General features: G+C 67.7%; 11 protein-coding genes. 1 reads left to right on the top strand and 10 read right to left on the bottom strand.

Annotated features, from left to right (window positions below; genetic code table 11):
- Positions 1 to 177 precede the first annotated feature (177 nt).
- Positions 178 to 2,004, top strand: coding sequence for a long-chain-acyl-CoA synthetase (locus ACXI0U_RS06535; RefSeq protein ID WP_479549915.1), 1,827 nt, complete (start codon positions 178 to 180; stop codon positions 2,002 to 2,004).
- Between the two features lie 1,046 nt (positions 2,005 to 3,050).
- Here the strand turns inward: ACXI0U_RS06535 and ACXI0U_RS06530 are convergent.
- The 10 genes from ACXI0U_RS06530 to ACXI0U_RS06485 all read right to left on the bottom strand — a co-directional run bounded on the left by ACXI0U_RS06530 (position 3,051) and on the right by ACXI0U_RS06485 (position 13,596).
- Positions 3,051 to 3,635 (bottom strand): hypothetical protein, encoded by a 585-nt coding sequence (locus tag ACXI0U_RS06530; RefSeq protein ID WP_271660530.1) that lies wholly within the window; start codon positions 3,633 to 3,635, stop codon positions 3,051 to 3,053.
- An 87-nt stretch (positions 3,636 to 3,722) separates the two neighbouring features.
- Positions 3,723 to 4,061: a hypothetical protein gene (locus tag ACXI0U_RS06525; protein WP_479549914.1), complete on the bottom strand. Its 339-nt coding sequence runs from the start codon at positions 4,059 to 4,061 to the stop codon at positions 3,723 to 3,725.
- Positions 4,058 to 6,502: a hypothetical protein gene (locus tag ACXI0U_RS06520; RefSeq protein WP_479549913.1), complete on the bottom strand. Its 2,445-nt coding sequence runs from the start codon at positions 6,500 to 6,502 to the stop codon at positions 4,058 to 4,060. Before ACXI0U_RS06520 ends, ACXI0U_RS06525 begins: the two co-directional genes overlap by 4 nt.
- 56 nt (positions 6,503 to 6,558) lie before the next feature.
- A complete protein-coding gene (locus ACXI0U_RS06515) occupies positions 6,559 to 7,362 on the bottom strand; it encodes a hypothetical protein (RefSeq protein ID WP_479549912.1) in 804 nt (267 codons plus the stop codon).
- Entirely contained in the window at positions 7,359 to 7,949 is a 591-nt protein-coding gene (locus ACXI0U_RS06510) for an RNA polymerase sigma factor (protein WP_021217583.1), read from the bottom strand. The genes ACXI0U_RS06515 and ACXI0U_RS06510 overlap by 4 nt, the downstream gene beginning before the upstream one ends.
- Before the next feature lies 1 nt (position 7,950).
- The gene (locus tag ACXI0U_RS06505; RefSeq protein WP_265168021.1) at positions 7,951 to 9,729 is read right to left on the bottom strand and encodes a vWA domain-containing protein; all 1,779 of its coding nucleotides are present in this window, start codon (positions 9,727 to 9,729) and stop codon (positions 7,951 to 7,953) included.
- A gap of 221 nt (positions 9,730 to 9,950) precedes the next feature.
- Positions 9,951 to 11,390 carry an aminotransferase-like domain-containing protein gene (locus ACXI0U_RS06500; protein WP_021217585.1) on the bottom strand — a complete coding sequence of 480 codons (1,440 nt, stop codon included), beginning with the start codon at positions 11,388 to 11,390 and terminating at the stop codon, positions 9,951 to 9,953.
- Positions 11,391 to 11,599: 209 nt separating this feature from the next.
- The gene (locus ACXI0U_RS06495; RefSeq protein WP_043246560.1) at positions 11,600 to 12,409 is read right to left on the bottom strand and encodes an OmpA family protein; all 810 of its coding nucleotides are present in this window, start codon (positions 12,407 to 12,409) and stop codon (positions 11,600 to 11,602) included.
- Positions 12,406 to 12,762, bottom strand: coding sequence for a DUF4398 domain-containing protein (locus ACXI0U_RS06490; RefSeq protein ID WP_371877137.1), 357 nt, complete (start codon positions 12,760 to 12,762; stop codon positions 12,406 to 12,408). The genes ACXI0U_RS06495 and ACXI0U_RS06490 overlap by 4 nt, the downstream gene beginning before the upstream one ends.
- Before the next feature lie 12 nt (positions 12,763 to 12,774).
- Positions 12,775 to 13,596, bottom strand: coding sequence for a substrate-binding periplasmic protein (locus tag ACXI0U_RS06485; RefSeq protein WP_021217588.1), 822 nt, complete (start codon positions 13,594 to 13,596; stop codon positions 12,775 to 12,777).
- Positions 13,597 to 13,620 lie beyond the last annotated feature (24 nt).

The following is a 13,620-nucleotide window of genomic DNA, read 5'->3' as shown; positions in this document are numbered from 1 at the left end:
GGCTGAAGCCCGGGCTACGCCCGTACCCACGCAGTGTTTCCGCGCCGGTACGGGCGCCCTCTATTTGCCCATCTGCCCGCCCTTCCCCGCGCCACGGTCATACCGTTTTGCCCGAACGGCTTCTACAGTCGTGAAAGCGCCATTGCCTGCCCACAACAACGACAAAGTGCGAGAGCCATGACCCAGGCCGATCTGATTTCCCCGTTCCGCTTTCTCGCCCGCCTGCCGGGCAACCTGCCACGTGTACCGCGCATGCTGCTGGGCCTGTACTACACCGGCATCCGCAACCGCGAGAAAACGCTGTCGCTGGGCTGGGCGCTGGAACGCGCCGCGCAGAAATTCCCCCAGCGCCCGGCGGTGATCGACGAGACCCGCCGCCTGACCTACACCGAGTTCAACGCCTGGGCCAACCGCCTGGCCCACGCGCTCAAGTCCGAGGGCGTGGCCCACGGCAAGGTGGTGGCGGTGATGCTGGAGAACCGCATCGAGGTGCTGGCGGTGCTGGCGGCCCTGGCCAAGCTCGGCGCCATCGCCGCGCTGGTCAACACCACCCAGCGCGGCAAGGTGCTGGCCCACAGCCTGACCCTGGTCAAGGCCAGCCACTACGTGGTGGGCGAGGAGCTGCGGGATGCCTTCGAGGAAGTCGAGGAGGAGCTGGGCAACAGCGCCGGGCACCGCTACTGGATAGCCGACGCCGACACCCGCCGCGACCCGGGCCAGGCCCCACGGGGCTGGGCCAACCTGATGCGCCTGGCCGGCGAGCACAGCGCCGACAACCCGGTGGAAACCGCCAAGGTGCGCCTCAAGGACCCGTGCTTCTACATCTACACCTCGGGCACCACGGGGCTGCCCAAGGCGTCGATCCTCAGCCACGGCAAGTGGATCAAGGCCTATGGCGGCTTCGGCCATTCCGGCCTGGGACTGAAGGACACCGACGTCTTCTACCTGACCCTGCCCTGCTACCACAACAACGCGGTGACCGTGAGCTGGGCCTCGGTACTGGCCGGGGGCGCCGCCATCGCCCTGCGCCGCAAATTCTCCGCCAGCAGCTTCTGGAAGGATGTGGCGTACTACCAGGCCACCTGCTTCGGCTACATCGGCGAGCTGTGCCGCTACCTGCTCAACCAGCCGCCGAGCCCGGAGGAGCGCGACAACACCCTCACCTGCATGATCGGCAACGGCCTGCGCCCGGCCATCTGGGCCGAGTTCAAGGAGCGTTTCGGCATCGAGCGCATCACCGAGTTCTATGCCTCCAGCGAAGGCAACATCGGCTTCACCAATGTGTTCAACTTCGACAACACCGTGGGCTTCTCCCCGGCCACCTACGCCATCGTGCGCTACGACCTAGAAAGCGACCGCCCGGTGCGTGACCACAAGGGCTACCTGGAGAAGGTCGCCACCGGCGAGCCGGGCCTGCTGATCAGCGAGATCAGCCCCAAGTGGCCGTTCGACGGCTACACCGACCCGGCCAAGAGCGAGTCGGTGATCCTGCGGGACGTGTTCAAGAAGGGCGACGCCTGGTTCAACACCGGCGACCTGATGCGCGACATCGGCTGCAAGCACGCGCAGTTCGTCGACCGCCTCGGCGACACCTTCCGCTGGAAGGGCGAGAACGTCTCCACCACCGAGGTGGAAAGCGTGCTGGGCGCCTTCGGCGGCGTGGAGGATGCGGTGGTCTATGGGGTGGAGATTCCCGGCACCAACGGCCGCTGCGGCATGGCTGCGCTGCGCCTGGGCAGCGGGGCTGAGCTGGACGCCCAGGCGGTGGCCGAGCACCTGGACCGCGAGCTGCCGCCTTATGCGGCCCCGCTGTTCATCCGCCTGCTGGCGGAGATCGAGACCACCGGCACCTTCAAGTACAAGAAGACCGACCTGAAGAAGAGCGGCTTCGATCCGGGCCAGATCAGCGAGCCGCTGTTCGTGCGCCTGCCCGGCGAAACCGCCTTCCGCCCGCTGGACAACACGCTGCACCAGGCGATCCAGAGTGGGGAATACCGCTTCTGAGCGGCCCTTGCACGCGGGGTTGGTCGTCAGGCACGCCTCGTGGGGGCGAATTCATTCGCGATGGAATACCCGGCGACTCGCCGCCCTGTGCCGGCTGCAGGTCTTTCGCGGCTGAAGCCGCTCCCACAGGGAGAGCCCGCCGCAAGAGCGGACATGGCGGTGTTGGGCCTCGCTGCGCTCAGCGCCAACCTACGGCACCGCGCCCAACCCGAACCACAGTGCCAACCGGCGGGGTGGATGACGCTCTGTTCATCCACCAAGCGTTCTTGCAGCAAGCACCGGCGCCGGCCTCGTGGGAGCGAATTCATTGGCTCTGTCTGCGTTAAGTGTTGCTAGAGGATTTGAGTCCAGCTGATTGCCGAGCTCTGGTGATGTTTCTGGTTTCGGCCACCCGGGCGAGTCCCTTTTTTCAATCGTCGGGATGCCGAACCACAAAAAAGGAACCAAAAACGCTTGCCCCATCATCCGGCCCCGGCTTCGCCGGGGTTCCCTCACTCCATCGCCGTTACTCGCTACGCTCGCCCTTCGGGCCGCACTGAAGTGCGTTCGCCGCAAGCGTCGTCTGGGGGCCGGCGCGATGGGCCATCCATGGCCTGGCGCGCCTCTCGCGGCATCCATGCCGCTCGTCCCCCGGCGCAACGACTGCGTTCTGCCTCCTGGAGGGGCGTTGGCTGCTGCTCCAACTTTCTTCGTCCAGCGCATTGCCACGTGGTGCGCACAGGCATTCGTAGGATGGGTAGAGCGGAGCGAAACCCATGCGGTGGAGGTGGCACGAATCCTTGGGCGCCCGGAAAGCACCGTGCTTGAGCGCTTGCATTAAAACCACAACAGCTAACGCAGACAGAGCCAATTCATTCGCGATGGAATACCCGGCGACTCGCCGCCCTGTGCCGGCTGCAGGTCTTTCGCGGCTGAAGCCGCTCCCACAGGGAGAGCCCGCCGCGAGACCGGACATGGCGGTGTTGGGCCTCGCTGCGCTCGGCGCCAACCTACGGCACCGCGCCCAACCCGAACCACGGTGCCAACCGGAGAGTGCGGTTACCCCGTTACTGCTTGAACTCGAACTGCAGTTCCGCCCCTTCCACCGAGCGCCAGTAGTCGTCTTCCTTCTCGTTGGTGAGCAGTTTGCCGTTGAGCTGGAAGGGGCCTTCGGTGGGCGCCTTCTCGGTGAACATCGGCGGCAGCAAGGGCTCTTCGGCCTTGCGCTCCTCCACGATCTCGGGCTCGAGTTTGTCCACCAGGTGCTTGGGCAGGCGCAGGTCGAGCTTGGCCTTGGGCAGTTCGGTCTTTTCCGGCTTGCGTGCATTGCCGGCTGGGCTGGTGGCCGGCTGGGCCGCCTTGGCGACGGGCTTGGCGTCCGCCTTCGGTTTGGCTTCGGCCTTGGCTTCTGGTTTGGCTGCGGGCTTCTGTTCGGTCTTGGCGGTGGGCTTGGGCGTTTCGCTCGCCACCTTGGGGGCCTCGCTGGCCGGTTTGGCCGCTGGTGCCTCCTTGGCCGGGGCGGCGGGCGCCGGCTTCTCGGCCTGGGTCACCGGCGGTGGGCTGGCGGGGGGCTTCTGCGGTGGCGGTGCTTCCTGCTCACAGCCGGCGAGCAGGCCGAGGAACAGCAATAAAGCGAATGGAAAACGGGTCATGGGCAGTGTGCAAGGCAAGGCATGAAGAGCCATGCTCGCCCCTCACTCCCGACCTGGCAACCCCGAACCCGGGAACTTGCCAAAGCTTTACACCCCTTCCCGACCGGTAAAGACCGCCCAGATCAACAGGCCGAAGGCCAGGGTGTGGATCAGGCTGCCGAGCAGGTTGATGGCGGCGTAGAAGTACATGGGCTCCGCGTCGGGCCAGATATCGAAGGCCAGGATCGGGATCAGCGCGTGCAGGGCGATGGTCATGCCCTGCCACACCAGCAGGATCAGCATGCTGGCCAGGCACAGGCCGGCGGCGCGGGGCTGGGCGCGCCAGTAGCGGGCAGACAGGGCGCACCCCAGCAGCCAGACCACCACCAAGGGCACCAGGCCGATGGAGGTGAATAGCGAGAGGATGGCGGAGGGGCTATCGGTCATGGGGTTCTCCAGGGGTCGAGGTGGGTGGAATCCAGGTGCTGCCAGAGGTCGATGCGCTCCCGCTCCGACTCGGACAGCCAGAGCGGCCCTTGGTGCCGCAAGGGTTCCGCTCGCAGCGCCAGCAGTTCATCGAGGCTGAAACGGCGCGACTCGCCGTCGTCGCCCTCCACTTCGTAGGCGTAGGCATGGACGCGCATGCGCAGGCCCTCGGCATCGAAGCCTTCGAAGCGCGGCATAAGACCGATGGGATCGGCGCAGCGGTGCAGGCGGTGTTCGTGGGTATCCAGCACCAGCAGGTGCCAGAGCGGATAGCTGCCGGCCCGTGGATCGTGGAATTCGCCGAAGCGGGTCAGCGCCAGGTAGCGGCCATCGGCCGACCAGATCATCGCCGGGCCCAGGTCGGCGACCGCGCAGCCGGAGGCCGTGAGCAGGCAACCGCCCAGGCGTGGCTCCTGCTCACGCAGGTAGCTGTCGGCGAAGCGGCTTTCGCAGCCGAACAGCCAGGCGGCATCCGCGCCGCCAGGCGCAGGCAGGACGAAATCCCCCTGCGCGTTGGCAACCGGCGGGCACTCGGCCAGGCGCCAGGCCGGCAACAGGCGCAGCGCGTCGGGGTCGACTGCCACCCGCGCCACCTCGTAATAGAGGCGCTCGCCACCAGCGGCCATGAAGGGGGCGGCCCGCTGTGCGTCCGGGGCCGACTCGGTGAAGCGCTGCAGAGGGCCGGATTCGTGCCCTTCGGGCAGGCGCCCGAGGACATGGGCGAGGCTGACGACACCCTCGTGGAAGTCATGCAGCCGGGCGATCAGCAAGGGTTGCTCCAGCACCCGCAGGCGGCGCTCGCGGATATCCGCCACCACCAGGCGATGGGGCACGGCCGAAGCCTCGGCGAACGTCACCAGGGCCAGGTAGCGGCCACAATCGGAGACGCGGTGGTCCAGGCACCATTCACCGTCGAGCCGCCAGTCACCGATGCGGCAGGCGAAGGCGCCCTGGCGGCCGTCCGCGCCGTCGCGCAACCAGTCCAGGTAGGGCTCGACGCCATTGGCCAGGGCCTGCAGCTTCAGGCTGGCGCCGGTGCGCCCCGCGCCGTCCAGCGATACGCCGAGGCTCAGCTGTGTCAGGCGGTGCTCGCCGGCCAGGGCGCGGCCCTGCTCATCGAAGCCGGCCAGGGTCTCGCTGTCGCTGTGGATGCTGTAGAGGCCGTAGCCGAAGCCGAGGCGGTCGGTGCCGGCGAAGTCGAGATAGGCGGCGCGCCACATCTGCTGCCCGTCGATACGCAGCGGTGCGCCCAGGTTGAGGCGCGGCTCGCCGTCCAGGGCCTGCCAGGGCTCCTCCAGCTGACGCCAGCCGGCCCCCTCCTCCCACAACCAGCAGTCGTTACTCCAGCCCCGCTCCAGCTCGGCGGTCGGGCGCGCACGGCACACCAGGGCACGGCCATCGTCGCGCCAGATCACCGCTTCGCCGTCCGCCAGCAGCAGGCCGCTGGGCTGATCGTCGAGCCACAGCTCGCAGGCGGGGTTGGCCAGGGGGGCGAGCGGGTTGTCCAGTTCGCGCAGGCTGGCCGGCAGGTACGGCAAGCCCCGCAGGCGGTGCGCGCCGGCGGGAGCGGGAAAGTCACGGGTGACAGGCAGGCGCTCGACCCAGGCCGGGCTGAGCCAAAGGTCGCCGAGTGCGACGAAGTCTTCGCTCTGGGCGCTGGCCAGCAACTCATCGAGGCGCACCTCGCGGGCCTGGTTGGCCACCAGCGGACTGTGGCGGCCGCGCAGCACCTCGCCATCGAAGGCATCCAGCTCCCAGAACTGCTGGCCGTTGGCGCATTGGTACAAGCGGCGCAACTGGCGGTCGAAGATCACCAGGCCCCATTCGCCCCGCGAGGGGATGGGCGCGGCAAGGTAACGGCCGTCACTGGAGAAGCACAGCGAGCTGCCCAGCCCCTCCAGCACCACGCCGTCGGGCAGCAGGTGGTCGCAGAAGGCGGGCCCGCCCATGGCGATTTCACTCCAGTTGAAGCTGTGCACCGGCTGGCCCTCGGGCGTGAGCAGTGGGCCGCTGCTGCCCCAGGCGTTGGCCCCCGGCGCAGGCGCGGGCTCGGCGATACCCAGGCGGCGCTCCCAGGCGGCCAGCGCGGCGAGGCCGCAGAACACCGCGACTATGCCGGCGAAGATGCCCCAGTAGCCGGGTAGCGCGCGACCGACGCCAATGCCCAGGCCGATCATGGCGCAGGACAGCTGCGGGCTGAGGCGCCGCGCCAGGGTCATGCGCCCCAGATGCGCGGCGAGGCCCACGACCAGGACGAACAGCGCCACCAGGGCGGCCGACAACGGCAGGGGCAGCCAGGCGCAGATGACGATGGGCAGGAGGGTCAGCGCCAGCTGCACCAACAGCTCCAGCAGCAGGCGGCCGAAGCTTTTGTCGTCAGGCTCGGTGGATGGGATGGACAATCGCGCGCTCCTTGCGCCGCTCGCGGCCCCGGCGGTTCAGCACCGCCGGGGCCGGATCAGCGGCGTTTCCCGAGCCGAGCCAGCTCGGCCTCGATATCCAGTTGCGGGTTGGCTTCACGCAGACGCGCCAGCAACGCGTCGGCGGCCTGGGTATCGCCCTTCTCACGCAGTTGCAGCAGCTCTTCGAGTTGCTCCACCAGGGTGGCTTCCTTGGCCTTGCCCGGTGCCATGCGCGGCTTGGCGGCCAGGGCGGAGGCTTCGGCCTTCATGGTTTCGACGGCCTGCTCGCGCACTTCGGCCTGGTCGGACAGGGCATCCACCGGAGCCTGGCGCTCGGCCTCTTCAGCCAGGCGCGAGGCCGCCATCTTCTTCGCCTCGCGGGCCATCTGCGGTGCCTCGGCCGGCGCCGGAGCGGCGTAGGCCTGGATGGTGGGTTCCGGGGCACTCTCCATGCTCCCGGCCACGGCGGTGTCGCCGGCCGCGACGCTGGAGCGGGCGATCGGTGCAGCCGCGGGCGCGGCGGGCACGATGGGCGCCGGCATCATCATCGCCGCCGGGGCCGGGGCGCTGTTGCCGTAGTCGAGGTCAGGGCGGTCGAGGTTGCGCCAGGTGAGGCTGACACCGATGCCCAGGCAGGCCAGGCCAGCGAAGGCCACCGACCAGCGCTGGCGACCACCGGGGCCGAACAGCCAGGCATGCAGGCGCTCAGCCAGGCTCGGCGTGGCGGGACGCACGGCGGCACGCGCCGCGGCGAGGATGCGCGCATCCAGTTCGGCGGACGGTTCGCCCCCTTCATGGGCACGGAAGTGGGCGAGCATCTGCTGCTCCAGCCCTTCCGGCTTGCGTGGGTCCTGGTTCATGTGGATACCTCCTCGGTGGCGGCCGGATCGGCCAGCAACCGACGTAGCTTCTGCATCGCGTAGCGCAGGCGGCTCTTCACCGTCTCGGCGGGCGTGCGGGTCATCTCGGCGATCTCATGCACTTCGAGGTCGCCATGGGCGCGCAGCAGGAACACCTCGCGCTGCTCGCCGGGCAGCTCTTCCAGGGCGGCCTGCAGGCGCTGGCGGTCGCGACTGAGGCTGAGCTGCTCCGCCGGGTCCTCGCTGCTGCCAGGCAGGGCGTCGCCATGGGCCTGTTCGTCGAATTCCTCGACACGCCCGTTCAGCCGCCCGTGCTTGCGCCAATGGTCGATCAGGCGGTTGCGGGCGATCTGGTAGAGCCAGGTCTTGAAGGCCACCTGCTCGCGCTGCTCGGTGGCGCTGCGGATCAGGTTCAGCCAGGTTTCCTGGAAGATCTCCTCGGCCAGGCTGGCGTCGCCGCACAGCCCGCAGAGAAAACGGTAGAGGCCGAGGCGATGGCGTGCGTAGAGCACGCCAAAGGCCTCGGCATCGCCGTGTCGGTAGCGCCGCAGCAGGGCGGCGTCGTCATCCGTGATGGGTTCGCTCAAGTCACTCGATCCGTGCCTGTGAAGGAGTTGGATTTTGCAGACTTTGTGCGAGTTCGACCAGTTGCACGAACTCACCGCGCAGGCCGAAGCGGTCTTCACCCTTGGCGCCCCGGGCCAGCGTGGCGCTGTCGGCGAGGGAGAAGCTGCCGGTGTATTGCCCACCCTTGAGCTGCTGGGCGAAGGCGGCCACTGCCGTGGCGAAGCGCAGGTCTTCGCTGGCGTCCTTCAGGGCCGGCACGTCACTGGCGGCGATGGGGCGTTCCAGCAGCTTGCTCTGCTCGCTGCCCGGCGCCTTGTAGCGGATGCGCAGCCAGGCCAGTTCGGAGGATTTGCCATCGGCCTTCTGCGCCTGCTGGTAGCGCAGCGGCTCCAGCCAGCCCTTGCCGCCGACCGGGACGATTTCGTAGAGCGCGGTGACGGTGTGGCCCGCGCCGATCTCGCCGGCATCGACCTTGTCGTTGCTGAAGTCTTCGCGCTTGAGGGCGCGGTTCTCGTAGCCCAGCAGGCGGTATTCGCTGACCTGGGCGGGGTTGAACTCGACCTGCAGCTTGACGTCCTTGGCCACCACCTTGAGGGTCGAGCTGAGCTGGTCCACCAGCACCTTGCGCGCCTCGCGCAGGCTGTCGATGTAGGCGTAGTTGCCGTCGCCGGCATCGGCCAGTTGCTCCATCAGCTGTTCGTTGTAGTTGTCGGTGCCGAAGCCCAGGGTGGTCAGCGAGACCCCGCCCTTGCGCTTCTCGGCGGCCAGTTGCTTGAGGCTTTCGAAGTCGCTGATGCCGACGTTGAAGTCGCCGTCGGTGGCCAGCAGGATGCGGTTGATGCCGTTCTTCAGCAGGCCCTTCTGCGCTTCGGCATAGGCCATCTGGATACCGGACTCGCCCGCCGTGGAGCCGCCCGCGGCGAGCTGGTCGATGGCGGCGCGGATCTTCGCCTTGTCGCTGCCGGGGGTGGATTCGAGCACCACGCGGGCCTCGCCGGCGTAGGTGACCAGGGAGACGCGGTCTTCGGCGCGCAGCTGGTCCACCAGCAGCTTGAGGGTGCCCTGGACCATGGGCAGGCCGTCGCGGCGGTCCATGGAGCCGGAGACGTCCACCAGGAACACCAGGTTGGCCGGCGGCAGTTGCTCGACCTGGGTGTCGGAGGCCTTGATGGCGATGCGCAGCAGGCGCGCCTCGGGGTTCCAGGGCGAACGCGCCAGCTCGGTGCCGATGCCGAAGGGCACGTCACCCTGGGGCAGCGGGTAGGCATAGGGGAAGTAATTGACCAGTTCTTCCAGGCGCACCGCGTCCTTGGGCGGCAGTTGCCCGTCGTTGAGGAAGCGGCGGACGTTGGCGTAGCCGCCGGTGTCGACGTCGATGCTGAAGGTGGAGACCGGGTCGCTGGTTACGGCATGGATGGGGTTGTCGGCCAGGTGCGCGTACTGCTCACGGCCCTCGTCACGGTAGCCGGTGGCCAGGGCGTCGCTCATGGGCGCGGGGGCCACGGGCATGACCATCGACCCTGCCACCGCGATGGGGGCCGAGCGCTTGGCTACCGCAGCAGGGGCATAGGCGGCGTTCGGCTCGGCGGCGGGCTTGGCCAGCTCCTGCAGGCGCGCGTCATCGCTGTTGGCGCTCAGCGAGCCAGTGACTTCGGCTTCGGTTTCGACCTTGGCCTTGGTCTCGCTCGCACCCGGCGTGGTGCCGGATTCATGGCCCTGGCAGGCGGCCAGGGCGAGCAGCAGGCCGGCGGCGAAACCGGCGGCGAGGGGTTGGCGGAGCAGTGCGGCGGGGGTGGTCATGGCGTGTCTCCTGGGGACGGAATGTCCATACGCACCAGTAGACGGAGGCGCCGATCAGGTCGGGTTAAGGGGGAGTGAAATTATTTGGGGCGGGGCGTGGACCGTGGGAGCGAATTCATTCGCGATGATCGCCGTGCCCGGCCATCGCGGTTGAAACCGCTGCCAAAATCGGAGCACCACCGACCGGAGTAGCCCGGGCTTCAGCCCGGGGCCGGCCGGCATCAGAAGTAGCTGCCGGCCTCCTGGCACAGCTGCTTGGCGAGCATGCCGAGGGTCATGATGGCGCGCTCGGCTTCGCGGTTCCACGGGATGCCGCAGTTGAGCCGCACGCAGTGGTTGAACTGCTCGGTGTTACTGAAGATTAGCCCCGGCGCGATGCTGATGCCCTGCTGCAGCGCGCGGACGTGCAGGTCCTTGGTGTTGACCTTGGCCGGCAGGCTGATCCACAGGATGAAACCGCCATTGGGCCGGCTCATCTGCGTGCCTTCGGGGAAGTACTGCTGCACCCCCAGCTGGAAGGCGGTGAGGTTCTTGCGGTACTCCTGGCGGATGTAGCGCAGGTGTCGGTCGTAGCCGCCGTTCTCCAGGTAGGCGGCGACGCCCATCTGGGTGACGCTGCACGCGGAGTGGGTGCTGAAGGTTTGCAGGCGCTGGATTTCCTCCTGGTACTTGCCGGCGATGATCCAGCCGATGCGCACGCCCGGGGACAGCGTCTTGGAGAAGCTGGAGCAGTACACCACGCGCCCTTCGCGGTCGTGGGCCTTGAGCGCCTTGGAGGGGCCCTGCTCGAACATCAGCTCGCCATAGATATCGTCTTCGATGATCTGGATGTCGAAGTCCGACGCCAGGCGCAGCAGTTGCTTCTGGCGCTCCTCGGGAATGGTGCCACCCAGGGGGTTGCTCAGCCGCGAGGTGAGCACCAGCGCCTTGATCGGCCACTGGTTGGCGGCCAGTTGCAGGGCCTCCAGGCTGATGCCGGTGGTGGGGTCACTGGGGATCTCGATGACCTTGAGGCCGAGCAGGTCCGCCAATTGCAGCAGGCCGTAATAGGTGGGCGACTCGGCGGCGATCAGGTCGCCGGGGCGGGTCAGCACGCGCAGGCTCATCTGCAATGCATCCACGCAGCCATGGGTGATGACCACGTCGGTGGGGTTGACCACCACGCCGGCGTCGCGCATGCGGATCGCCACCTGGCGGCGCAGCGGCTCGAAGCCGGGGCTGAACATGTAGCTGAAGGCGCGCGGGCTGTGGAAGCGGGTGACCTTGGCCAGTTGCTGGTGCAGCGCACGGACCGGGAGGTAGTCCACATGGGGCACGGCGGCGCCCAGGGGGAACACGCCTTCACGGCGGGACTCGGTGAGCACCTGGTTGATGATGCTGGCGCGGGTGACCAGGCCCGGCCGCTCGACCCGGGCGATATCCGGGGTGGAAGCGGTCAGTGCCGGGGTCTGGTGCACGTAGAAGCCGGACTGTGGGCGCGCGCGGATCAGCCCCTGATCCTCCAGGTTGGCGTAGGCCTGCAGCACCGTGGCATGGCTGACATTGAGCTGCGAGCTCATCTTGCGTACCGAGGGCACGCGCTCGCCAGGCTGGTAGACACCACGGCGGATGTCTTCGGCCAGTTGCTGGGCGATGCGTTGATAGAGCAACAGATTGGTCATGGCGGCGGCACCTGGTTCACTGGACCGAAACAGTACCGGAGCAGTAACGAATTGCACCGGTACAGCACAGGAAATTGTGGGCCATACAGTGCGCTTTCGCCAGTGACTGTATCGCTTCAGTCCGCCGTGACTCCTCTACTGGGTGCAGCTGTACGGGCAATAAAAAACCCCGGGAGCCGAAGCCGCCGGGGTTCCTGGAACAGCGGGGATCAGCGGGGGGCGCCGAGCTTGCCCTTCTCGTCGGAGAACACGATCTCGACGCGACGGTTCTGCGCCCGGCCATGGGACGAGGCGTTCTCGGCCACCGGGAAGGCTTCACCGTAGCCGACCACTTCCATGCGCTTGGCGTCGATGCCGAGGTCGCTCAGGACATCCGCCACCGCCTGCGCGCGGTCACGGGACAGGGCGAGGTTCTCTTCGCGAACACCGCTGCTGTCGGTGTAACCCTCGATGCGCACCACGCGACGCGGGTTGATCTGGAGGAACTGCACCAGCTTGAGCACGGTGCGGTTGGCCGAGGCCTTGAGCTCGGCACGGCCGGTGTCGAAAAGCACGTCGCCCAGGGTCATCACCAGGCCACGGTCGGTTTCGGTGGCGGCCAGGGCGACCATCTGCTCTTCCATCCAGTCGCCCTGTTGCTGGGCGCTGAGCAGCTTGGCCTCGCGCAGGGCCAGTTGCAGGCGCTCCTGGTCGACTTGCAGCTTGGCGGCGCGCTCCTGGTTGAGGTTGAGCTCGCTGTGCTGGCTGGCGATCTCGCTGTAGCGCTCACTGAGGTAGGCGTAGTGCTCGACGTCCTGGTCGTTGCCCAGGTAGTTGGACAGGCGCTCGGCGCGGGCCAGGGATTCACCGGCGCGGATCACGTCCTTCGGTGCGCTGCGCAGCACGTCCGGATCTTCCTTGACCTTCTGGAACTGGATGCGGGCGGCGTCGAGGCTGTCTTCGGCACGCTGCGGGTTGGCGCAGCCGGCGAGCAGGCCGAGGCCCAGCAACAGGCCAGCGAGGGCGATACGAGGGTTCATTGCAGTTCCCCCAGTTGCTTGCGCAGACGGTTGATGCGGGCAGTGATGTCAGCGAGCTGGGCCTTGCTCTTGGCGGTCAGCACCTTGGATTCGGCCAGGCGCGCATCCAGCTCGGCCTGTTCGGCGAGGACGCGGGCGCGCTTGTAGTCCTGCTCCCCCATGTTCTTCTGCGCCAGGGCGAGCTTTTCTTCCGCCTGCTTCATTTCCGGGAGCTGCTCGCTGCTGGCACCCACGGCCCGGGCCTGGGCCACGGCCTGTTCGGTGAGGCGGAGCTGCTCCACGGGAGCGGGGTCATTGGCACAGCCGGCCAAGGCGAGGACAGCCAGGCCGATGGCCAGAATGCGTTGTTCGATCACGGAGATTTCCTAGGGTTTCGGAGCGCTGGCCGGCTGCAATTGCTGAGCTTTCCAACGCTCGAGATTGCGCTGCAAGAAGACTTGCGGGGCACCTGCGGCGGTCAATTCTGTCATTTTTTTTGCCAGTTGTCCGCGCAGCCAGGGGTCGTTGCAGGCCGAGTTGTGGGACAGCGTGAGGTACAGGCCCTCACTGGAGATCGGCGGCTCCAGGGCTTCGAGGTCATCGGCCATGCCGAGGGTGTCGGCCAGGGCGAGGCCTGGGTAATGCTCGTAGAGCACGTACTCGGTGCGCTCCAGCACGAGTTTCTGGTAGGCCTGGGTGAGGCTCGGCACTTCTTCGAGGGTGAGGTTCGCCTTGGCGAAGGCGTCGAAGGCCTGGCCGAAGCTGTTGTTCACCAGGGTGCCGCCGGTGTGGCCAAGCAGGTCTTGCCACTGGGTGTAGGGGAAGCCGTGGCCACGCTTGACCCAGACCACGCTGGGGGTATCGAGGAAGGCCGGGTGGACGTAGTCCATGGTTTCCAGCCGCGGCAGGGTGAGGAAGGCACCGGCGAGCAGGTCGACACGGCCGGTGCGCACCTCGTCCTGGGCGCGGGACCAGGGGCCGGTGTAGAGGATGTCGATCTTCAGCCCGAGTTCTTCGCCGATGCGCTTGAGCAGATCGGCATTGGCGCCGACCAGCAGCTTGGGGTTCTGCGGATCACGCCACAGGTACGGCGGGTACTCGGGATTGCCCGTGGCGACCAGGCGCTCGCACTTGCCGGCCGCATGACCCTGCCCCGACAGCGTGGCCAGGACCAGCAACAACGGAGCGATGAATGGGCGTATGTGCATCAGGAGCTTCCTGGACCGGACCTT

It is taken from the genome of Pseudomonas sp. C9D1, from assembly GCF_056491235.1.
The sequence above is the reverse complement of the archived record's forward strand: the minus strand, read 5'-3'. Positions and strand labels throughout refer to the sequence as shown.